19 protein-coding genes are annotated in these 22,878 nt (G+C 64.0%); 12 read left to right on the top strand and 7 right to left on the bottom strand.

From position 1 onward, the window contains the following. The first annotated feature begins 93 nt into the window (after positions 1–93). The 5 genes from OX459_RS14885 to OX459_RS14905 all read left to right on the top strand — a co-directional run bounded on the left by OX459_RS14885 (position 94) and on the right by OX459_RS14905 (position 6,424). Complete coding sequence (locus tag OX459_RS14885) at positions 94–1,203, top strand: serine hydrolase domain-containing protein (RefSeq protein ID WP_289905624.1); 1,110 nt, start codon at positions 94–96, stop codon at positions 1,201–1,203. Positions 1,204–1,398: 195 nt separating this feature from the next. Further along, complete coding sequence (locus OX459_RS14890) at positions 1,399–2,739, top strand: hypothetical protein (RefSeq protein ID WP_289905625.1); 1,341 nt, start codon at positions 1,399–1,401, stop codon at positions 2,737–2,739. Positions 2,740–3,301: 562 nt separating this feature from the next. Then, complete coding sequence (locus tag OX459_RS14895; protein WP_289905626.1) at positions 3,302–3,634, top strand: collagen-like protein; 333 nt, start codon at positions 3,302–3,304, stop codon at positions 3,632–3,634. A gap of 123 nt (positions 3,635–3,757) precedes the next feature. Continuing rightward, complete coding sequence (locus OX459_RS14900; protein WP_289905627.1) at positions 3,758–6,112, top strand: acyl-CoA dehydrogenase; 2,355 nt, start codon at positions 3,758–3,760, stop codon at positions 6,110–6,112. A 66-nt stretch (positions 6,113–6,178) separates the two neighbouring features. After that, positions 6,179–6,424: a DUF1059 domain-containing protein gene (locus OX459_RS14905; protein WP_099665586.1), complete on the top strand. Its 246-nt coding sequence runs from the start codon at positions 6,179–6,181 to the stop codon at positions 6,422–6,424. Here the strand turns inward: OX459_RS14905 and OX459_RS14910 are convergent. Then, positions 6,421–7,629, bottom strand: a complete 1,209-nt coding sequence (locus OX459_RS14910) for a TCR/Tet family MFS transporter (RefSeq protein WP_289905628.1) — start codon at positions 7,627–7,629, stop codon at positions 6,421–6,423. The two genes, OX459_RS14905 and OX459_RS14910, sit on opposite strands and share 4 nt — an antisense overlap. Before the next feature lie 105 nt (positions 7,630–7,734). Here OX459_RS14910 and OX459_RS14915 point away from each other — a divergent pair, with 105 nt between their 5' ends. The 5 genes from OX459_RS14915 (at position 7,735) to gdhA (ending at position 14,419) form a co-directional block, all read left to right on the top strand. Next, positions 7,735–8,373 carry a TetR/AcrR family transcriptional regulator gene (locus tag OX459_RS14915; RefSeq protein ID WP_289905629.1) on the top strand — a complete coding sequence of 213 codons (639 nt, stop codon included), beginning with the start codon at positions 7,735–7,737 and terminating at the stop codon, positions 8,371–8,373. 221 nt (positions 8,374–8,594) lie between these two features. After that, entirely contained in the window at positions 8,595–9,983 is a 1,389-nt protein-coding gene (locus tag OX459_RS14920; protein ID WP_289905630.1) for an FAD-binding oxidoreductase, read from the top strand. Between the two features lie 92 nt (positions 9,984–10,075). Continuing rightward, positions 10,076–11,437, top strand: a complete 1,362-nt coding sequence (gene yegQ / locus OX459_RS14925) for a tRNA 5-hydroxyuridine modification protein YegQ (protein ID WP_289905631.1) — start codon at positions 10,076–10,078, stop codon at positions 11,435–11,437. Positions 11,438–11,621: 184 nt separating this feature from the next. After that, positions 11,622–12,869, top strand: a complete 1,248-nt coding sequence (locus tag OX459_RS14930) for a DUF819 family protein (protein ID WP_289905632.1) — start codon at positions 11,622–11,624, stop codon at positions 12,867–12,869. 206 nt (positions 12,870–13,075) lie between these two features. Continuing rightward, entirely contained in the window at positions 13,076–14,419 is a 1,344-nt protein-coding gene (gene gdhA, locus OX459_RS14935; protein WP_099665596.1) for an NADP-specific glutamate dehydrogenase, read from the top strand. Here the strand turns inward: gdhA and OX459_RS14940 are convergent. Next, positions 14,416–14,973, bottom strand: coding sequence for a flavin reductase family protein (locus tag OX459_RS14940; protein WP_289905633.1), 558 nt, complete (start codon positions 14,971–14,973; stop codon positions 14,416–14,418). The two genes, gdhA and OX459_RS14940, sit on opposite strands and share 4 nt — an antisense overlap. 174 nt (positions 14,974–15,147) lie before the next feature. Between OX459_RS14940 and OX459_RS14945 the strand changes: the two genes are divergently transcribed. Together OX459_RS14945 and OX459_RS14950 are read left to right on the top strand one after the other, a co-directional pair. Further along, positions 15,148–15,777 carry a head GIN domain-containing protein gene (locus OX459_RS14945; protein WP_251349266.1) on the top strand — a complete coding sequence of 210 codons (630 nt, stop codon included), beginning with the start codon at positions 15,148–15,150 and terminating at the stop codon, positions 15,775–15,777. A 42-nt stretch (positions 15,778–15,819) separates the two neighbouring features. Then, the gene (locus tag OX459_RS14950) at positions 15,820–16,629 is read left to right on the top strand and encodes an enoyl-CoA hydratase (protein WP_289905635.1); all 810 of its coding nucleotides are present in this window, start codon (positions 15,820–15,822) and stop codon (positions 16,627–16,629) included. Position 16,630: 1 nt separating this feature from the next. On the opposite strand, the gene OX459_RS14955 is transcribed toward OX459_RS14950, so the two are convergent. The 5 genes from OX459_RS14955 to OX459_RS14975 all read right to left on the bottom strand — a co-directional run bounded on the left by OX459_RS14955 (position 16,631) and on the right by OX459_RS14975 (position 22,788). Then, entirely contained in the window at positions 16,631–17,368 is a 738-nt protein-coding gene (locus tag OX459_RS14955) for an AIM24 family protein (protein ID WP_289905636.1), read from the bottom strand. 3 nt (positions 17,369–17,371) lie between these two features. After that, entirely contained in the window at positions 17,372–18,013 is a 642-nt protein-coding gene (locus tag OX459_RS14960) for an AIM24 family protein (protein ID WP_034784288.1), read from the bottom strand. 17 nt (positions 18,014–18,030) lie between these two features. Next, a complete protein-coding gene (locus OX459_RS14965) occupies positions 18,031–18,648 on the bottom strand; it encodes an AIM24 family protein (RefSeq protein WP_216350350.1) in 618 nt (205 codons plus the stop codon). 158 nt (positions 18,649–18,806) lie between these two features. Continuing rightward, on the bottom strand, positions 18,807–21,971 hold the full coding sequence (locus OX459_RS14970; protein ID WP_289905637.1) for a S8 family serine peptidase: 3,165 nt from the start codon (positions 21,969–21,971) through the stop codon (positions 18,807–18,809). Position 21,972: 1 nt separating this feature from the next. Further along, on the bottom strand, positions 21,973–22,788 hold the full coding sequence (locus OX459_RS14975; RefSeq protein WP_099665602.1) for an NF038120 family PEP-CTERM protein: 816 nt from the start codon (positions 22,786–22,788) through the stop codon (positions 21,973–21,975). Positions 22,789–22,878 lie beyond the last annotated feature (90 nt).

Here is a 22,878-nt window from a genome sequence, read left to right on the forward strand (position 1 = left end):
TTTTTTCTGTCGCCGCCGAACCCATTGTGCGAGAATGCCCCTCCCCACTGGATGGTGCGCATGATGATCAGACTCGCCGCAATCGCAACTGGAATGACACTGCTGCTGGCAGCTTGCAAGCCCGCGGCCACGGCGCCCGCGCATGACATTCCTGCGGCAATGCGCCAGACCGCGACCACCCTGCTGCAGTCGAAACTGCTGCACGCGGCCTCGATAGCCGTCGTTTATCGCGGCCAGGAGTTCATCCTGCATCAAGGCGAGCTGGAGACAGGCAAGGCCAATCCGCCCAACGATACAACGCTGTATGAAATCGGTTCAGTCAGCAAAACCTTTGCCGGCCTGCTGCTGGCGAACGCGGTGCTCGATGGGAAGGCGGCGCTCGACGATCCCATACAAAAATACCTGCCCGCCGCCTACCCGAACCTGCAGTCGCAGGGGCAGCCCGTGCGCTTGCGCCATTTGATCACGCACACCAGCAATATGCCGGGCATGCTGCCATTGCAGGTGAACACCGTATTGCAGGATTTCACGGCACACGCCACGCCGGCAAAGCTCAACGCAGCCTATGCCAACTATGGACAACCCCAATTCTGGCAGGACTTGCATACAGTCAACATCAACGGTCCGCTGGGCAAGGACTACGCCTATTCCAGCGCCGGCACCGAACTCGTTGCGCACGCGCTCGAAACCATCTACGGCACGCCCTATGAAGTGCTGCTCACGCAATTTCTCGCGCGCGAAGCCGGCATGCACGATACCAGGCTGAGAATCGCAGCCAAGGATGCCGGCCGGCTGGCACCCGGCTACCACAGCGACAATCCCGTCATCACGACACCGATGCCGCAACTGCCCTGGGGGGCCGCCGGCAACCTGAAGTCGACCATGCCGGATATGGCGAAATACCTGCGCCTGCAATTGAGCGCCCATCGCGCCGTCGTTGAATCGCACAAGCCGCTGCTACGCTTTCAGGATGACTTCAGCATTGCCTATTTCTGGAACATCGGCACGAATCGCCAACTGGGCACGCATTACGTCCACCATGGCGGCGTGCCGCGTGCGCAAGGCTACGCCTACATCGTTCCCGAATATCAGCTCGGGGTCTACATCATCACCAACCAGAGCGGCGACGCTACCGCCGGCGCCATGGAAAGCGCGCTGGCGCATATCTTCGACACCGTGGCATCCATGGAAAGCGCGCAGTAGACCGGGCCTTGTTTGGCAAACCTTTGTGCCGCTGCTTCGATTCCGCCCCGGGCCAGCAAGAATGCAGCAGTACTGATCAAGACGCCACCTTCGGGTGGCGTTTTTGTTTGCTGGCGCCGAAAACAATAATGCCGTGTGACAATATGACTTAAGTTACAATCATGCAATTTTATAAACCCCATTCCCATGACTCATTTGCGTTTTGTTTCAGCGACCAGCTTATTGCTCGCCTTGAGCGCCTGCGGCGGCGGCAGTACTTCACCGACATCGCCTCCCGCTCCACCCCCGACACCGCCAACGCTGCCAACGCCCCTGCCGCCCGAGGTCAGCGCCGTTTCGCCGGCCAAAGCCAACATCGGCATGGTCACCACGTTTACTGTTACCGGCAGCAATCTGACGGACAAGATGCAGTTTGCGTTGACGGACTGCGCAGGCATCGCCGAGCTCAGCGGGGGTAGCAGCACGCAGCGTCAATTCAGCTGCACACCGACCGGGCAATCGGGAACGCGCCAGGGTGCCGTGTCCGCGAGCGCCGGCGCCGCATCGCCATTGCACAAGCTCTCCGTCGACTATCAGGCGATTGCCGCATTCGTCACCAGCCTGAATTGGCGCTACGCCGCCCTCAAATCCGATGGCACACTCTGGGGCTGGAACCCTCTCCAGCCCATGCCGGTCAAGATCGGCGACGGCTACGCCGATGTTGCAGTCAGCATCGCTGCCACCCTGGCCATCAAGAAAGACGGCTCGCTTTGGAGCTGGGGCAACAGCAATGACGCAGGCATCCAGGGCAATGGCACGAGCGGCTCAAACGCCACTCCCGTGCAGATCGGCAGCGATTTCCTCAAGGTCGTCGTCAAAGGCGAGAGAAGCGTCGCCGGCGAAAACGCCGAAGCCCTGAAAAAAGACGGCAGCCTGTGGGTCTGGGGCGCGCGTAGCCTGCAGCAACCCAACACCATCGAACCGGAGCTGACGCCGCGCATGATAGACACGGGTTACGTGGATATCGCCCGTGGCAGTGGCGGGGCGTCGCTGGGCCTCAAGCGCGACGGCTCGGTATGGACATGGACGCAGAATCTGGCCGACCAGCCATTTACACCGGTCAAGATCGCGGATGGCTATATGGCGATTGCCACCAGCTACGATGCGGTCTATGGCTTGAAGGCGGACCATTCGCTGTGGAACTGGGGCGGCAACGCGCCCAACCAGTCGCCCGCCGCCACGCCCACTGCCGCCACGCCAGTCAAGGTGGGAGATGGCTTCGTCAGCATCTCGGCAGGCACTTATTATGCGCTTGCCGTCAAGTCCGACGGCACCTTGTGGGCAGGCGGCGATGGCAACAACGGCCAGTTCGGCGATGGCCAATTCAATCGCGGTGCCTTCCGGCAAGTCGGTACCGGGATTGCCGCCGCATGGGCTGGCAGCGCATGCTCCTTCATCCAGAAGACCGATGGCAGCTTGTGGGCGGCAGGCTTCTGCGACCTGGGGGATGGCAAATATGCGCGCTACATGCTCACGCCGGAACCCGTCACGCTGTAATTTTTCCTACTGCCCATCCGGGTCACCATCCTGGATTTAAGTGACATCAAAGGCCCGGCTCTGGCACAGCCATGGCCGTTTCAAGGCGGCGCCAGCACAGGCATAACTATTGAGAATGGACAAGTTCGATGAGGCCTCTGGCACTTGTATTTAGCGCGTGTGTGCTCGTTGCATGCGGTGGCGGAGGCGGTGGTGGCGACTCCCCGCCGGCCCCTGCCGCCCAGGCAGATTTGACCGTCAAATAAGCGTGCCAGGCAGCACCAGGCCCTCAGTCGCGGTGCTGCCACTCCAATCTGAACAGCTACAGCAACCTTCGGGTTGGCTGTTTGTCCTTGCACAAAACCTCCACCCCACCCGCCGCTATGTACGCAAACGTACGGACTGCGGCTGTCCAAAAGCCCATGCTGCAGGCAGACCACATCCCTTCCCGCCGCCAGCGCCCTGCGCGACACGGCGCAACGGCTACCTGATCCGATTCTCTCCGTCATACCGCCATGCGAAACTCGCGCCCGACGCCGTCGAGCCGTTCCGTACATCACGGCACACTGCCAAAGGATGCATCATGAAAACTACCCTGATATTGCTCGCGCTCGCCTCTACCCTCGCCCTGACCGCTTGCCAGCGCGAAGCGCCACCCGCGCCTACCGTCGTACAAGTCGTTCCCGGCCCTGCCGGCGCGCCTGGTCCTGCCGGCGCTACCGGTGCCAAGGGCGCCGAAGCCCCTGCCGGTGCGACGGGTGCCACCGGCGCCAAGGGCCAGACCGGCGACAGCGGCATGCAAGGCAACGATGGCGTCAAGGGCGACGCTGGTGTTGCCGGCGATGAAGGCGCCAAAGGCGACACGGGCGCCAAGGGCAAGACGGGCGACACGGTGATTGTTGTTCCGCAACGCTAATACGCCTCGCGCCAGACACCACAACGCCAACCCCTGCGGTTGGCGTTGTGCGTATGCGCAGTACCGCACAGTAACATCGGCCGCATCGGCCTACCCTGTAGTTATTACACAGGGAGATATCGCATGCTGACGATCATACTGATGCTGGCCCTGCTGGGCCTGGCTTTACTGTTTGCGCCCGGCCCCGTGCGCCGCGCCTTGCTTGCGCCGCACCTGCTCGCGCTGTTCAAGCGCATCTTGCCGACCATGTCCGAGACGGAACGCGATGCGCTCGAGGCGGGCACCACGTGGTGGGATGCGGACCTGTTTTCCGGCCGGCCCGACTGGCCCAAGCTGCTGGCGTACGGCCGTGCCATGCTCACCGCCGAGGAGCGCCACTTTCTCGAGCACGACGTCGAACGGCTGTGCGAACTGGTCAACGACTGGGAAACGCAGCAGGCGCAAGACTTGCCGCAGCAAGCGTGGGACTACATGAAAAGCCAGGGTTTCCTCGGCATGATCATCCCGAAACAATACGGCGGCAAGCAATTCTCCGCCTACATGCATTCGCAAGTGGTGATGAAGCTGTCGAGCCGCTGCTCGGCCCTGGCCGTGACCGTGATGGTGCCCAATTCGCTGGGGCCGGCCGAACTGCTGTTGCACTACGGCACCGAAGAACAGAAGGATTACTACCTGCCGCGCCTGGCCGCCGGCACGGAGATTCCCTGCTTTGCGCTGACCAGCCCGTATGCGGGTTCCGACGCGGCCGCCATTCCCGACCTGGGCGTCGTGTGCATGGGCATGCATGAAGGGCGCGCCACTGTCGGTTTCCGCCTCAGCTGGAACAAGCGCTACATCACCCTGGCGCCCGTGGCGACCTTGCTGGGCCTGGCATTCCAGACCAGCGATCCCGACCATTTACTGTCCGACAACGATGCGCCCGGCATCACTTGCGCGCTGATCCCCGCCAGCCACGACGGCGTGGTGATCGGCCGCCGCCACCATCCCTTGAACGCCGCCTTCCAGAACGGCCCGACCTCCGGCACCGATGTCTTCATTCCCATCGACTGGGTCATCGGCGGCCAGGCGCAAGTGGGGAAAGGATGGCGCATGCTGATGGAATGCCTGGCGGCCGGGCGCGCCATTTCGCTGCCCTCGTCCAGCGTCGGCATGGGCAAGATGGCCGTGCGCGGCACCGGTGCGTATGCGGCCGTGCGGCGCCAGTTCAACATGCCCATCGGCAAGTTCGAAGGGGTGCAGGAAGCGCTGGCCCGCATGGGCGCGAACCTGTACTTGATGGATGCGGCCCGCACCCTGGCCGCGCACGCCGTCGACCTGGGCGAAAAGCCGGCCGTCATTTCCGCCATCGTCAAATACCACGTCACGGAACGGGGGCGCGCGCTCGTCAACGATGGCATGGACATTCTCGGCGGCAAGGGCATCTGCGTGGGACCGAACAATTTCCTCGCCAGCGCCTACCAGCAAATCCCCATCGCCATCACCGTCGAAGGCGCCAACATCCTCACGCGCAGCCTGATCATCTTCGGCCAGGGCGCCATCCGCGCGCATCCGTATGTGCTCAGGGAAATGGCCGCCGTCAGCGAAAGCGACGGCCGCAAAGCCGTGCGCGATTTCGATGCAGCCTTCTTTGGCCACGTGGGTTTTGTCCTGGGCAACCTGGCACGGGGGCTGTGGTACGGCCTGGGCGGCGCGCGCCTGGCGGCCGTGCCCGACGACGGCGCCGCGGAACTGGCGCCCTATTACCGCGCCCTGACGCGGCTGTCGACGGCGTTCGCCGTCATGACGGATATGTCGATGTTCGTGCTCGGTGGCGAACTCAAGCGCCGGGAACGGCTGTCCGCCCGCCTCGGCGACGTGCTGGCGCAGCTGTACCTGGCGTCGTCCGTGCTGAAGCGCTACGAGGACGATGGCCGTTTCGCCGCCGACCTGCCCTATGTGCACTGGTCGCTGCAAGATGCGCTGGTCAAGGCCCAGCAAGGCTTGACGGGCGTGCTCGATAATTTCCCCGCGCACGGGCTGGCCGTGCTGCTGCGCACCCTGCTGTTTCCGTTTGGCCTGCCACACCGTCCGCCATCCGACGAACTGGGCAGCGAGGTGGCGCTGGCCCTGCAAACGCCGGGCGCCGACCGCGAACGGCTGCTGGCCGACGGCCATGTCGCCAGCGACGCCGCCAATCCCGTGGCCTGCGCCGAGCGGGCACTGGCCTTGCTGCCCGACGTGCTGCACATCGAAAAACGCCTGAAAGACACGCCCGCAGGCGCGGCCCTGCGACACCTGCCGCAAAGCCTGTCCGCCATGCAACAGTGGCTGGCCGCCGCCAAGGCGGCAGGCGCCGTCAGCTGCCAGGAGCACAATACCCTGCTGAAATATGCGCGCCTGGCCGACGGCTTGATCCAGGTCGACGATTTTCCGGCCGAAGCGGCGCAGCCAGCACACTTGCCGGTACACGAGGCCGATACCGGCAGCCGCGCCGCCTAGGCGAGTTTGCGACCTATACTGAATGGAGCGGGCGCGGTGCCCGCTCTTTGCAGAAAGGAGTCGATCATGACGCGCAAATTCATCGATTGCCGGGAATTTCCAAGCGACACACATTGCTCGGTGGCCATCTCGGCCGACAGCGAGGAAGAGCTATTGGGCATTGCTGTGGAACACGCGGTCTCGGTACACCACCACCACGACACGCCGGAGCTGCGCCAGCAGCTGCGTCAACTGTTCAAGGACGGCATGCCGCCCGAACACCTGCCCATGACGGGACAGGCCGGCAGCAGCGGGGCCTCGCACGCGCACTAGCCTGCCAGGGCTTGCGCCGGTTTCTGCAAGCGCAAGCCCAGCACGAGCGGTACCAGCGCCGCGTACACGACGATCACGGACAGCCAGACGGCGCCGGGCCAGTACGCCCTGACGCCAAAATAGATACTGGAAAACACCAGCGGACACAGCACGGACGCCAGGCTCACGGCCGAGGCAAGCACACCCTGGAACTGGCCTTGCCGGTCCTCGGCAACTTGCCGCGTCGCCAGCGACTGCAAGGCCGGCGCGCCGATGCCGCCCAGGGCGAACACGGGCATGATGGCGAAGATCATCCAGCTGCGCGTGGCAAACGCCATGACGAGCAGCGCGACGCAGGCGCAAGCCACGCCCGTCAGGATGGTGGCGCGTTCGCCCAGCAGTTTCACGGCCGGACCGGGCAAGAAGGCCTGGGCCAGCGCCTGGCACACGCCAAAGGCGCCCAGCGACAGGCCGATCCACAGCCCGTTCCACGCGAACGCATCGTGTCCCCACAAGGCCCAGCACACGCCATACACTTCCCCGGCCGCGCTGAAGGTAAAGAAGATGACGGTGATCGGCAGCAAGCTTTTCTCAGAGAAAACCCAGCGCAAGGGGCGCAAGGGATGCAATGCCGCCAGGTCGATTTTTCCGCGTGTCGGCGTTCGTGATTCGGGCAAGCTCAACCACGCCAGCAACAGATTGCCCGCATTCAAGACGGCTGCCGCCATGAACGGCAGGCGCAGCCCGTAATCGCCCAGCGCGCCGCCCAGTACGGGGCCGATGATGAAGCCTGCACCGAACATCGCGTTGAGCAAGCCGAAGCGGCGCGCCCGCAGGTTCTCGGCCGAAATATCGGTGATGTAGGCGGTGGCCACGGAAACGTTGGCACTCGTCAACCCAGCGATGGCGCGCCCCAGCAGCAGCATCCACAGGCTGGGGGCGAAGGCGAGGAACAGGTAATTGACGGCCGCGCCCGCCAGCGACAGCAGCAGCACGGGACGCCGGCCCAGGCGGTCGCTCAACGCGCCCAGTACCGGCGCAAAGATGAACTGCATCAACGCGTACAGGGCCGTCATGATGCCGATATACGGCGCCACGTTATCGGCATGCGTGACGTCCCGCAGCAGCGCCGGCAGGATGGGGAAGACCAGGCCGATGCCGACGGCGTCGAGCACGACAGTGGCGAAAATGACGGGCAGCGCCGCCACGGGAAGGGTTTTCTTCATATACTCAATCCAAATATGTACTCAGTACATAAATAGTATTCCCCATCTTACCGCACCATCAAGCGTTATCTGTACTCAGTACACTTCGTGTATGATCGGGGCAACATGACGATTCCTGCCGACCTCCGCTCCCGCAAACGCCTTGCCACCCGGCAAGCCATCTCGAATGCCGCCACGCGATTGTTCTTCGTGCACGGCTTCGAGCAAGTGACGGTGGACGAAATCGCGGCCGCGGCCAGCGTGGGACGCATGACGGTGTTCAACCATTTTCCCCGCAAGGAAGACATGTTCTTCGACCGCGAGGAAGAGGGACGCGAACTGCTGCGCGACGCCCTGCGCCAGCGCGATCCCGCCATCGCTCCCGTCGAAACCCTGCGCTTGCTGGCGCACCGCCTGGCGGCCGAGGACAGTCCCTATCTCACGTTTTCTGCCGCCGGCCAGGGCTTCATTGCCACCGTCGAGGCCAGCGCTACCTTGAAAGCGCGGGCGCGGGCGATCCGCGACGAGCTGGCGCATGTGGTGGCGCAAGCGCTGGCCGACGCCACGGCGCGCGATGCAAGCGATCCCCTCGCCCGCCTGGCGGCCAGCCTGCTGCTGGCCACCTGGAGCACCGCCCTCGTCGAAGCGCACCGTGCCTTCGCGCAACATGGCGACGCGCAACTGGCCAAGGCCGGCTTCCTGTCCCTGGTGGACCGGGGACACACGGGCTTGAACGCCGCCATGGCGGGCACGCCCTACGCCTGAAGCGGCAACCCCGTCGTTCAGGCAGCCCATCGTCTGTCGCAGCGCAAGCCCTCGTACTTCCTTGTTTCATTTGCCGGCACCTGGGCTTGCGTACCGTCTGGCGCCTTCCTATCATGAAACCACGCGCTGGCAAACGGTGCATGCAGGCCGGCACGCGGGGACAGTCCTCCTGTTTCCCGTCACCATACCCATAACCGCATGCAGCCGCTGGGAGGTACACGATGAATAACTTGACGAACGGCCAGCTCAATGAGTTGCAAGCCTCATTGAGAGGGCAACTGTTACAAACGAACGACGCCGGCTACGACAGCGCGCGCGCCGTCTGGAATGCGATGATCGACCGGCATCCGGCCCTCATCGCGCGCTGCGCGGGCACGGCCGACGTGCGCGCGGCGCTGGCATATGCGCGCGACCACGGCCTGCCCCTGGCCGTGCGGGGCGGCGGCCACAATATCGCCGGCAGCGCCCTGTGCAACGATGGCCTGGTGATCGACCTGTCGGGCATGCGCTCGGTGCATATCGATCCGCAACAACGCCGCGCCCACGTCGAAGGCGGGGCCACCTTGCGCGACTTCGACCACGAGGCGCAGGCGTTCGGCCTGGCCACGCCGCTGGGCATCAATTCCACCACGGGCGTGGCAGGACTGGCCCTGGGCGGCGGCTTTGGCTGGCTCAGCCGCACGCAGGGCCTGGCGGCCGACAACCTGCTGGCGGCCGACGTCGTCACGGCCGACGGCCAATTCCTGCATGCGAGCGCGACGGAGCATTCCGACCTGTTCTGGGCCTTGCGTGGCGGCGGCGGCAACTTCGGCGTGGTCACGCGCTTCGAGTTCCAGCTGCATCCGGTGGGGCCGCAAGTGACGGCCGGCCTCATCGTGTTTCCCTACGCGCAAGCCAAGGCGGTGCTGACGAAATACCGCGATTTCGTCGACGGCATGCCCGATGAATTGACCGTCTGGGCCGTCTTGCGCAAGGCGCCGCCGCTGCCCTTCCTGCCGCCGGAAGTGCACGGCCAGGACGTGCTGGTCCTGCCCGTTTTTTCACCCGTGCAATCTGCCGCCATGCAGGAAGCGATCGAGCGCATCGGCAGCTTCGGCCAGCCGCTGGGCATGCACCTGGGCAGCATGCCGTACACGGCCTGGCAACAGGCGTTCGATGCGCTGCTCACGCCGGGCGCGCGCAATTACTGGAAGTCGCACAACTTCACGCAGCTCAGCGACGCGGCCATCGATACCGTCATCCGCCATGCCGGCAAGCTGCCGACGCCGCAATGCGAAATCTTCCTCGGCCTGCTGGGCGCGCAGGCGAGCCGGCCGGCGCCGCAGGATACGGCTTATCCGCACCGCGACGCCCTGTACGTGATGAACGTGCACACGCGCTGGGACGAGCCAGCCGATGACGCGCGCTGCATCGCCTGGGCACGCGAGTTTTTCAACGACGCGGCGCCGTATGCGACGGGCAGCGTGTACGTCAATTTCCTGACCGAGGATGAAAGCGGGCGCACGGCCGACGCGTATGGCGTGAACTATCCGCGCCTGGCGCGCATCAAGAAGCAATACGATCCCGCCAACCTGTTCCGCGCCAACCAGAACATCTGTCCGGCCGCCTAGGCTGCCACGGCGCAGCGCCTTGCAATCCATTGATCCAGGGCAATGCAATGCGCTCGCCGCCCGCTTACAATCGCCGGCTTTGCCCCTCCTCCATGCGCCACGCTCCCGAACTTCTCCTGCCTGCCGGTTCCCTGGCCAAGATGCATGCCGCCTTCGACTATGGCGCCGATGCCGTCTACGCGGGCCAGCCCCGCTACAGTTTGCGCGTGCGCAATAACGATTTTTCGACCTTGCAAGCCTTGCAGGAGGGAATTGATGGCGCGCATGCGCGCGGCAAGCAATTCTTTGTCGCCAGCAATATCTTCGCCCATAACGCCAAGCTGAAAACGTATTTGCGCGACATGGAGCCGGTGATTGCCATGCGCCCGGACGCCCTGATCATGGCCGATCCGGGCCTGATCATGATGGTGCGCGATAAGTGGCCGGAGATTCCCGTGCACCTGTCCGTGCAGGCGAACGCCGTCAACTGGGCCGATGTGAAGTTCTGGCACCGCATGGGCTTGACGCGCGTGATCCTGTCGCGCGAACTGTCGCTCGACGAGATCGAGGAAATCCGCCAGCGCTGCCCGGAAATGGAACTGGAAGTGTTCGTCCACGGCGCCCTGTGCATCGCCTATTCGGGCCGCTGCCTGCTGTCCGGTTATTTCAATCACCGCGACCCGAACCAGGGTACGTGCACGAATTCCTGCCGCTGGGATTACAAGGTGAAAAATGCCGCCGAAGACGCCAGCGGCGACCTGGGCGGCATGCAAGTGGTGCCGCTGGAATTCCACCAGGCGCTGGCCGAGGCCGACAACAACGCGTTTTCCGCCCTGCACCAGCAGCCGCGCCACCCGCTGGCCGACCAGCCCTATCTGATTGAAGAAGCCCAGCGCCCAGGCCAGCTGATGCCGATCCTCGAAGACGAGCACGGCACCTACATCATGAACTCGAAGGACTTGCGCGCCGTGGAACACATCGAGCGCCTGGTGAAAATCGGCGTCGATTCGCTGAAGGTCGAGGGCCGCACCAAGTCGCTGTACTATGCGGCGCGCACGGCGCAAGTCTACCGCCAGGCCATCGATGACGCCGTCGCGGGCCGGCCTTTCGACATCGGCCTGCTGGGCCAGCTGCAAGGCTTGGCCAACCGCGGCTATACGGACGGCTTCTACCAGCGCCACCACACGCAGGCGCACCAGAACTACATGCGCGGCGCGTCCGAGGCGGACCGCAGCCAGTACGTGGGCGACGTGCTGGGCGTGACGGACGGCTGGGCCAGGGTGGACGTGAAAAACCGCTTTGCCGTGGGCGACCGCATCGAAGCCGTGCATCCGGGCGGCAACCGCGACTTCACGATTACCCGCATGCTGGCCGACGATGGCAGCGAGATCCAGGTGGCGCCGGGCAGCGGCCACTTCGTGCGCATCGAACTCGACGGGTCCCTCGACAAGGCCTTGCTGGCGCGCTATTTGTAACCGCCAGTCTGGAGCGCGAGGTGGTAAACCAGTATGTAAGTGTTTGATTTGACAAGAAAAATTCCCGCTGGCAAGGCCTAAATAATTTGTTTAGGCTTCAACATTGCTATACGATACGGCCACCCTGCGCCCGGGGGCCTTATCGGATTCCCGTGCGTCCCTGACACGTTCACCGGAATCCCCGATGCCACCTGCCACCTCTGCCCTGATCGCCAATGACGCCGTCGTCCTCGGCCTGCTCGCCATGACCCTGGGGGCCGTCTTCTGGACCGCTTCCCGCCAAAATGGCTTCTGGAAAAAGTTTTACACGTATATCCCGTCCCTGCTGATGTGCTATCTGATCCCGGCGTTGCTCAACACCTTCGGCATCATCGACGGCAACACGTCCGGCCTGTACGCCGTGGCGCGCGATTACCTGCTGCCCAGCGCGCTCGTGCTGCTGTGCGTGGCCATCGACTTCGGCGGCATCATCCGCCTCGGCCCCAAGGCCATCATCATGTTTCTCACCGGCACACTCGGCGTGATGCTGGGCGCCCTCGTCTCGTTCGAAGCCTTGCGCCTGATCCATCCGGAAACGGTGGCGGGCGACACGTGGCGCGGCATGACGACTGTCGCCGGCTCGTGGATAGGCGGCGGCGCCAACCAGGCGGCCATGAAGGAAGTGTTCGAAGTGGACGCCACCCTGTTCGGCCAGTTCGTCGCCGTCGACGTGCTGGTGGCCAACGTCTGGACGGCAGTGCTGCTGTTCCTGGCCGGCCGCGCAGGCGCCTTCGACCGCTGGACGGGTGCCGATTTGACGGCCATCAATGCGCTCAAGGACAGCATCGAAAGCTACCGCGCCCAGCACGCGCGCGTGGCCACCCTGACGGACATCATGATCATCCTCGGCGTGGGCCTGGGCGTGACGGGCCTGTCGCACTTCCTGGCCGGCCCCATCATCAGCTGGATCAATACCTTGCCCGCCGCATGGCGCCTGCAGGATTACAGCCTGACGTCGAATTTCTTCTGGATCGTCGTGCTGGCCACCACCTTCGGCTTGCTGCTCAGCTTTACCCGGGCGCGCAGCCTGGAAGGTGCGGGGGCATCGACCATCGGCTCGGCCATGCTGTACGTGCTGGTGGCCACCATCGGCATGCACATGGACCTCGGCGCGCTGCTCGACAAGCCGTTCTTGTTCCTGCTGGGCCTGATCTGGATCGCCGTGCATGGCGGCTTGATGCTGCTCGTCGCCAAGCTGATCCGCGCACCCCTGTTCTTCATGGCCGTGGGCTCGCAGGCGAACATCGGCGGCGCCGCGTCGGCCCCCGTCATCGCCAGCGCCTTCCACCCGGCCCTGGCGCCCGTCGGCGTGCTGCTGGCCGTGCTCGGCTATGCGCTGGGCACCTACGGCGCCTACATCACGGGCTTGATCTTGCGCAGCATGGCGGGGTGACGCCTGCCCTGGCTTGACCAGGCGATCCGCAACGACAACGCCAGCCTTCGGGCTGGCGTTGTCGTTTACCACTCGCATCGGCCGCAGCCCCCTAAAAAATCACCACAATGTAGCAGAAACCCCTCAAAACCAAATTTCCGCACCATTTTCGTGCGAAATCTGCGATGATAGTTGCCCAAATAACCGATTACCTCCATGGAATTCTGATGAAATACGCATCTGCTCACGAGTATGTCCAGCATGTCGCCGCACGCAATCCAGGTCAACCCGAGTTTCTGCAAGCCGTCACCGAAGTCATGGAGAGCTTGTGGCCGTTCCTGGAACAGCACCCGAAATACGCGGAACAAGGTTTGCTGGAACGCTTGATCGAGCCGGAACGCGTGGTGATGTTCCGCGTGTCGTGGGTCGATGACCATGGGCAAGTGCAAGTCAATCGCGGCTACCGCATCCAGCACAGCATGGCCATCGGGCCGTACAAGGGCGGCATCCGCTTCCACCCGTCCGTGACCCTGTCCGTACTGAAATTCCTCGCCTTCGAGCAAACGTTCAAGAATGCACTGACCACGTTACCGATGGGCGGCGGCAAGGGCGGCGCCGATTTCGATCCGAAGGGCAAGAGCCCGGGCGAAGTGATGCGTTTCTGCCAAGCCTTCGTGAGCGAACTGTTCCGCCATGTGGGTTCGGACACGGACGTGCCGGCCGGCGACATCGGCGTGGGCGGGCGTGAAGTGGGCTATATGGCCGGCATGATGAAAAAACTCAGCAACCGCGCCGACTGCGTATTCACGGGCAAGGGCGCCAGCTTCGGCGGCTCGCTGATGCGTCCGGAAGCGACGGGCTACGGCACCGTGTATTTCGCCGAAGAAATGCTGAAAACGCGGGGCCGCTCGTTCGAAGGCATGCGCGTGTCCGTGTCCGGCTCGGGCAACGTGGCGCAATACGCGGTGGAAAAAGCCATGGCCATGGGCGCGAAAGTCATCACCGTCTCCGATTCGAGCGGCACCGTCATCGACGAGGAAGGTTTCACGCCGGAAAAGCTGGCCATCCTGATGGAAATCAAGAATCATCTGTATGGCCGGGTCAGCGATTACGCCGCGCGCACGGGCGTGCGCTTCGAGGCGGGCGTGTCGCCATGGCATGTGCCGGTCGACATCGCCCTGCCCTGCGCCACGCAAAACGAACTGGACATCGACGCTGCGCGCACCCTGATCGCCAATGGCGTGCAGTGCGTGGCCGAGGGCGCCAACATGCCTACCACCATCGAGGCAGCCAAGGCCTTCGAAGCGGCCGGCGTGCTGTACGCGCCGGGCAAGGCCAGCAATGCGGGCGGCGTGGCGACATCCGGCCTGGAAATGAGCCAGAACGCGGCCCGCATATCGTGGCCGCGCGAAGAAGTCGATGCACGTTTGCTGCAGATCATGCAAGGCATCCACGCCGCATGCAAGCAATACGGCACGCGCGCGGACGGTTCCGTCAGCTATGTGGATGGCGCCAATATCGCCGGCTTCGTCAAAGTGGCCGATGCCATGCTGGCGCAGGGTGTCATTTAAAGCATTTCAGGTTTCATCAGGCTCTTGCGGCTGATGGTGCGGCCCGATACCATGAACTCGCCGTTGCCACGGTAGTGCAGGGTTTCGGGCAGCTTGGGCGAGGTTGCCACATGGGCTTTCACGCACTCGAAAATGAAGAAGCCGCCCTTGGGATTGCCCGCCACCTGGGCCAGCTTGCATTCGAAGTTGGCGTAGCACTCGGCGATCAGAGGTGCGCCCACCTGCTCGGCCGGCTGGGGCGTCAGGCCGAAGGCCGTGAACTTGTCCGTGTCTGCGCCGCTGCAATTGCCGATGGCGACCACCTGGTCGACCATGTCGGCCGTGGGCAGGTTGATCACGCATTCCATGCTGCGCTTGATCATTTCATAGCTGTGGTTCGCGTCGGAAATGAAGCAGCCCAGCAAGGATGGCGTGAATTCCATCAGCATGTGCCAGGCCATCGTCATGACGTCGCTTTCGCCCTGCCACGTTGAACTGACCAGCACCACCGGTCCCGGTTCGAGGAAGCGCCGGATGTCGGCGACGGGATAATCTTCTTTGTGGTAATTTTTCATGCAGTCTCCAGGACGCGGTACGCCACAGCATAGCCCAACGGCGCCTTGCCGGGCGCGCGGCTGGCCGCTGGCGGCGCTCATGCGCGCCGCGATTTGTGCCGTTCATCGCAAAATTCTCCCCAATGGAGATGTTGCACAATAGAATACACTGATCAACTACTCAAGGAAACCGTCATGCGCCCTCTGTTCCTGTTGTCAGTCCTGTCCCTTGCCTGCCTCTCCACCCTCGCGCATGCCGACGAGCAAACCCGCACGGTCGGCGCCTTCAACGCCATCGATATCCGCGGCCCCATCAGCATCGAAGTCGAATCGGGCAAGGAGCAAAGCCTGCTGCTGCGCGGCGACCAGAAATTCCTCAGCGGCGTGATCACGGAAGTGGTCGATGGCGAACTGAAAATTTCCATGAAGGACAAGGACATCAAGAAAACGGAAGGCGATCCGCGCATCATCATCACCATGCCCACCTTGCGCAAGCTGATCGCGGAAGGCGCGGGCGAAAAGATATTGACCAAGCTCAATGGTCCAAGAGTCGACATCAGCTACAAGGGCGCGGGCCGCCTGGCCGCCGATGGCCAGGTCGACTGGCTGCGCCTGAAGGCGCAAGGCGTGGGCGAAGTCGATACGAAAGCCTTGCTGGCGAAAAACGTCGACGTCAATTTCGAAGGCATCGGCTCCGTCAAGGTGTATTCCTCGGGCGAACTGAACGCCGTGGTGCGCGGCATGGGCGAACTGACGTATTACGGCAAGCCGAAGATCGTGCACAAGTCGATCGCCGGCATCGGCAGCGTCAATGCCGCCAAGTAAGATTTCCTAAAACAACAAGGCCATCAGGCCAGGGGAGACCGCATGACCGCAACACCCGAAACCCAGGATAACGATGCGCCGCTGGTGCTGCGCGAAGACGAGGGTGGCCTGGTCACCCTGCGCCTGAACCGTCCCCTGCAATTCAATGCCCTGTCCGAAGCCATGCTGGCCGCGCTGCAAGAGGCGCTGGACGCCGTCGCGCAGCAGCCGCACGTGCGCTGCGTGGTGCTGGCCGCCGAAGGCAAGGCTTTTTGCGCGGGCCACGACTTGCGCCAGATGCAAGCCACGCGCCAGCTTGCGTATTATCAAACCCTGTTCGCGCAATGCTCGCGCGTGATGCAAGCCATCCAGGCCTTGCCCGTGCCCGTGATTGCCCGCGTGCACGGCATCGCCACGGCGGCCGGCTGCCAGCTGGTCGCCAGCTGCGACCTGGCCGTAGCGGGCGCGTCCGCGCGCTTTGCCGTCTCCGGCATCAACGTGGGCCTGTTCTGCGCCACGCCGTCCGTCGCCCTGTCGCGCAATGTGTCGCCCAAGCGGGCCTTCGACATGCTGGTGACGGGCCGCTTCATCGACGCCGACACGGCTGCCGACTGGGGTTTGATCAACGAAACGGTGGCCGACGCGGCGCTCGACGACGCCGTGGCGCGCCTGGCGCAGCAGATCATGGCGAAAAGCCCGACGGCCATCCGCTACGGCAAGCAAATGTTTTACAAACAACGCCAGTTGCCGCTGGACGACGCGTATGCGTATGCGGGCGACGTGATGGCGCACAACATGATGGAAGAGGATGCGGAAGAAGGCGTTGCCGCCTTTTTAGAAAAACGGCCGCCCGGCTGGGCGACCGCAAAGTAGCTTAACGCTCCTGCTTCATCTGCTGCTGCACGGAAAAACTCAAGGTGCCGAGGTCTTCCTTGCCCAGCAGCGGCAATTGCGCCAACAGCTGCATCAGGGCGGAACTGCCCGTCACGTCCAGCTCGGACGATTGCACCAGCACCGTGCCGGCACCCGTGAAGTCGATCTGCTTTTCCTCGCCCGACAAACTGAAACCGGTGAGCGCGCCGGCGGCCGAGGCCCAGCCCTGCACGTGGGCATAATCGTAGTGGTACGAGGGGCTGGGGCAATCGGCCCAGCCCAGCACGGCCTGCTCATCCACGCGGCACGGCAGTTCCAGGAAATGCACGGGGCCGTTCGACGAGGCGATGACTTTCCCTGTGCCGATCATGGTCAGATAACCGGGCAAGGTCGATTCCTGGCAAATCACATCCTTCGTAAAACCCAGCAGGTTTTTCGCGCGGATGGTCATGTTGGCGTTGTCCAGGTCGTAGCACGCCAGGTCGTTGCCGTTGTCGCCCAGGATCAACTGGCCTTGCCCTTGCGCCACGACAAAGTGGTGCACGTATTTCGGTGCATTGAAGGCATTGCGCACGATCAAATCGAGCACGCTGCTGCCCATGGCTTCGAAGCGCAGCTCGCCATAGAAGGCGATCATCTTGCCCTTGCGAATGAAGATCTGTTCCTTGACGTCGATGACATACGAAAACCGGTTCAGATTATCGTTCTTCGGCAAGGTATCGGGATTGTAAATCGTCATGGCTTACCTTTCGCTCGCTTGGATGTAGACCGTGCCCTGGCCCGTGAATTTCACCTGGTACGATTCGCCGGACGCCTGGCCGACGAAGGTTTTCCAGTTCAAGTCCGTGACGATGGTCGAGCTCAGCTGCCCCGTATGGCCAATATACGCTTGCGGGTCGACAAACACGGGCACGTCCGGCGTGACGGGCAAGCCGATGGCGTTACCATCGGACAGGATCGCCACTTCGCCCGTGCCTTGCAGGGTGGTGGTAAACAAGCCTTGGCCCGAGGCCATGCCGCGCACCACGCCCTGCACGCCGCCCTGGTTGCCGAGGAACATGGTGCCGGCCGTCAGGCGCGCATCGAAGGCCAGCAGGGAATCACTTTCCACATAAAACGTTTCGCCGCGCACGGGGACGATGGTGACGAACAGGCCGCCCTGCGCATAAAACACGCTGCCTGTGCCGCGCGCCGACATCAGGGCATAGCCCTCGTTCGTGACGGCGCGCATGGCCAGGCTTTGCACGCCCTGGCCGGCCAGGAAGGAACGGCTGAACGCCACGTCGCCCTGGTACGACACCATGGCGCCCTTGCGCGCAAACACTTCTTCATTGCCGAGTTTGACCTCAAGCATCTTTTCATTGATTTGCTGATAGACAGGCATCGCGGGTCCTCGCTGACTTAACGTTCGGCGGGCTGGATGAACACCACGCCCTGGCCTGTGAATTTGTGCTGGTACGATTCGCCCGAGCTCTGGCCGATCATCGTGCGCCAGTTGACGTCGAAAACGAATTCCTGGCGGATATCGCCCTTGAAGCCGACGAAGGCGTCCGGGTCCACGCGCAGCGGGTGCGCGGGCGTCACTTCCAGCATGATCAGGTTGCCGCGCGAGATGACGGCCAGGTTGCCGTGCCCTTCGACGGTGGTGGAAAACAGGCCCTGGCCCGAACTGGCGCCGCGCAAGCCGGCAAAGCTGGTGCCCGTCTTCAGGCTCGTGTCGTAGGCCAGCAAGCTGCTGCTTTCGATGGTCAGCTTTTCACCCGTCAACGGAATGACGGTGATCTCGGCCGCATTCTGCGCGAAAAACACGGTGCCCGTGCCGGCGGCCTGCATCACCTGCATGCCTTCGTTCGTCACCTTGCGCTTGAGCGCGCCGAACAGGCCCTCGCCGCCGAGCAGGGATTTTTCAAATTTGATGCTGCCCGTATAGGCGACCATGGCGCCGGCAATCGCCAGCACTTTTTCATCCTGCAGGCGCACTTCCAGCAGGCGGTCGGTATTGGTGCGGAAACTGGTCACGCGCGACTCCCCAAGAATGCCAGGGCACAAAGCCATGGCTATCCGACAAGATACCGTTGGCGTTACCTCCATGCAAGTGCTATTCCTCCCGAACGGGGGTGGGTGAATAAAAAAAAAGCGTGCCCGAAGGCACGCCTTGCGTTCAAGCAAAGAACGGTTTACTCAGCCAGCACCGGCTTGGCGCCGCGCGCGTTCTGGAACAGCGGCACGGGATCGTTGGTATTGACCTCGACCACCGTCACACCCTGCACCACGCCAGCCACCTGGTAGCCGACGGCGCCCAGGTGACGCTTGCCTTCGGCCAGGTTGGACCAGCTCAGCGAGACAGTCGCCGTGCCGCCCGTGTAGGCCGTGCCCGGCATCAGCGCCTTGAAGCCGCCATTCGACAAGCCCGGCGCCAGTACCCACGACGACAAGGTGTAGTCGGCCTGGCCGTTTTGCGGCGCAAAACCGATCACGCACACCTTGTAGGTGCCGGCGGCGGGCAGGCGCAGTTCCACTTGCTCATTGGAACTTTCATTGCCGCTGCTGCCGACCAGCACATTGGCGGCGTTGTAGACCTCCATGTCCATGTCGGTATTTGCACCACCCGTCGTTTCCGCATCGTAGGTGGCAAAGCGCGCCGCCAGGGTGCCGGCCGGGATCACCACATTGTGCACGTTCACGCCCGTGGCGCCGCCCGCCTTGCAGGCAGCCGATGCGGCGGCGCCCGTCGTCGCCTGGCCGATCGTGCGCGCCTGGCGCACGGCTTCGACGAGACCCGACTTGACGCCCACCAGCGCGCCCGAGAAGCCCGTGCCCAGGGTCAGCACCTTGCTGCCCGTGGCCGCTTCGCTGCTGACCAGCGGAATGGCGACCAGCGCCGTACCGCGCGCCGTCAGCGGGCTGCGTACCGTGTGCGTGCCATCCGTCCAGCTCAGGGCACCGTAGGTCCAGGTATTGGCCGGCGCCGTGGTGCGCGTCAGCTTGACCTGGAACTGGCCCTTGGCACCCGGCGCCAGGCTCAGGCTCGTTGGCGTCACCGCCACCGTGTAGCCGGGCAAGCTGGCCGAGACGTTGTAGACGGCGCTGCTGGCGCCCACGTTGGTCACCGTGCGCGTCAGGGTTTGCGTGCCCAGCACGTTGGCCGCCGTCAGCGACGCCAGGTTCAGGTTATAGGCCGCGATGGTGCCGATGGCCTGGCATGTGGCGGCGCTGTAGACCTTCAGGTTCAGGCCGCACAAGAAGCGCGCATAGTCGATTTCCGACATGTCGTACACGAGGCCCGGATCGGCCGCGCTGTTCGGCGCGATGTGGCCGGCGCCCTGGCCCCACGGCAGCTGGCCCGAGGTCTTCGCCGTGGCATCCCACGACACGGAACCGTTCAAGCCGTCCGAATACGTGCTGAAAGCCGTCGTCATCAGCGCCGACTTGATGGCCGCGGGCGACCAGTCAGGATGCTGCTGCTTGAGCAATGCCGCCACGCCGGCCACGTGCGGGCTGGCCATCGAGGTGCCGGAATAGAAATCCCACTCGGCCGCCGGCGCCACGCCACCGGCCGCCACGGCATCGCGCTGCGCCTGCGTCAGGTCGGCCGTCACGCCGGCCAGCACGTTGGTGCCGGGCGCCGAGAGATCCGGTTTCAGGATGTTCGCGTTGGCCACGTTCGGTCCGCGCGAGGAACGGTCGCTGACGATCGGCGCCTGCACCGTCGTGTCGGCGGTGGTGTGAATTTCGCCCAGCGCCGCCGTGCCGTCGGGCGTCGCCGCCATGAAGGCCTTCAGCGCGTCGCCCTGCGCCTGCGCCAGGTGCACGGTCGACAGCGCGTGCGCCTGGTTGATGACGGTGTTGGCGCCGCCGGCCACGTTGGCGATGATCACGCCCGCCGCGCCGGCCGTTTTGGCGTTCGCGCTCTTGTTGACCAGCACGTTGCCGCCACGGTCGCACACGAGTATCTTGCCCGCCACTTTCGCCGGGTCCAGATACGCCGACGTGGCATCGGCCACGCCGAAGCAGCGCAGCAAATTGACATCCGTCGGCAGCACGCCGGCCAGGCCCGCGTCGCGCGACTGGATCAGCGGCAGCGCCGGGGTATTCGCATTGCTCGATGCGCCTTCCAGTTTCGTGCCGCTGCTGAGAGTAACGTTGGCCGCGTACAGGCGGTTGTGGGTGGAATTGGCCACCGTCGCCAGCCACGGGCTGATGTGCGAGACGGGCGCCGGCACGTCGGGTGCGGGCGTGGCAGGGCCGGAATTGCCGCCCGATGTGGCGACAAACACGCCGGCTGCCGCCGCGCCGAGGAAGGCCACTTCCGTCGGTTCGTCGAAGGCGCCGCCGCCCGCGTTCGGGCCGATGGAGAAGTTGATGACGTTCACGCCATCCTTGACCGCCTGGTCGATGGCGGCCACGCTGTCGGCCGTGGCGCAACCGTTGCGGCCCGTCGAGGCTGCCGTCCAACACACCTTATAGGCGGCGATGCGGGCGCGCGGCGCCATGCCGGACGCCTTGCCCAGCGACACGCCGTTCGAGGTGGCCAGGGCGCCATTGTTGCCGCCGGCCGTCGATGCCGTATGCGTGCCGTGGCCGCCGTGCCCCGTCAGGCCGGCGACGGAATCGCGCGGCGACATGAATTCCGTCCAGTGCAGCGCCGAGGTGGCGGCGCGGTAGTAGCGCGCGCCGATCAGCTTATTGTTGCAATTCTCGGCGCTAAAGCCTTCGCCCGTCTGGCAAGTGCCCTGCCAGCTGGCCGGCGGCGCGCCATACACGACATTGTTGCCGCTGTGGCTGGGCACACCATTCTCGTCGAGGCGGTCGGCAAAGGCCGTGTTCTCGGGCCAGATGCCGCTGTCGACGATGCCGATGATGATGTCTTCGCCCGCGTGCGCCTTGCCGCCCAGCTGCTCCCAGATGCCGCCCGGCTTGTCCAGGCCCAGGAAGCTGGGCGTGTAGCTGGTGTCGAGCTGCAGGATGGAGTCGGCGCTGATGCTGGCCACGCCGCTGTTTTTCTTCAGGGCGCGCACTTCATCGTCCGTCAGCAAGGCGGAAAAGCCGTTGAAGACGACGCTGTACTGGTGCGTGATTTCGGCCGCGCTGACGGTGCCGGCCACGGCGGCCTGTTTGGTGTCGAGGTAGCTCAAATAGGCCTGCACGTCGGCGGCGCCCACGTTGATGCGCGCGCCCGGAGCCGGCTTGGTGGCGGCCAGGCCGTCGACCTGGCCCGTGTAGGTGGCGGCCGGCTTGTCGACCAGTTGCACGATGTAGGAGCGGCGTTCCTGCGCCTGCGCCGCTTGCGCCAGGCTGGCGGCCAGCAAGAGGATGCCGAGTGAAACGGGACGTAATTTCATCTCATGCTCCTTGCACGGTGGAGGCGGCGAACTTGCCGCTGCGGCGGCGCGACAGCATGCCGATGGCGCCCAGTCCGGCCAGCATCAGCATGTAGGTCGACGGTTCCGGCACGGCGCTGATATTGATATTGTCGAGCGCGAACTGGCCCTGGTTGAAAGCGGGGAAATCGAGGGAATTGCTGCACGCGCCCGTGTCGTTGAAAATGCACGCATTGAAGCTCAGGCCCGTAAACGCATAGTTGCTGAAACCGCCCAGCAGGGAAGCGCTCTGGAAATGGTAATTGCCATCGCTGCCCTGGCCGGGAAACGCCAGCGAGGTGCTGATCACCTGGCCGTCGCTGAGGGTGCCGCTCAGCTGCAGCTGGCCCCAATTCTGGTTCGGCAAGCCGGATACGGGGGCGATAAAGGAATAATCGAAACCGGCCAGGGTGAATGCCTGGTGGTCGGCGCGCGTGAAATTCACGCCGCCATCGTTGAGGATAGCCAGGTAATTGCCGGTGGCGCCCTGCGGGCAGGCGGCGATATCGCACGATGAACCCACGCGGCCATCGAGGATGGCGCCCACGCCGCTGACGCCGCCGCCGGCCGCCGTCGTCGGGTCGGCCAGGAACAGCAGGTTGTAGCTCGACGTATTGAGCGTCTGGCCGCTTTCATACACGTCGGGACGCAAGTTGTCGAAAGTCAGGACACCGGCCAGGGCCGGCGCCGAGCCCAGCACGGACAAGGTGGCCAGCGCGGCAAGGACGGCGACGCGACCGCGGGTAGCGGGCGGATTGGCGGTGGCGGGCGATACCCGCGCATGTGATAAACGATTCATTCTATTCCCTTGATTGTTGTGGATAGATAGGTCGGCAGGTCTGGCGCCCGCTTTCAGCTTTTTCACAAAAGTGCCAACAAATATAGCAAA

It is taken from the genome of Janthinobacterium sp. SUN026 (assembly GCF_030397625.1).
GTDB classification, from domain to species: domain Bacteria; phylum Pseudomonadota; class Gammaproteobacteria; order Burkholderiales; family Burkholderiaceae_D; genus Janthinobacterium; species Janthinobacterium kumbetense.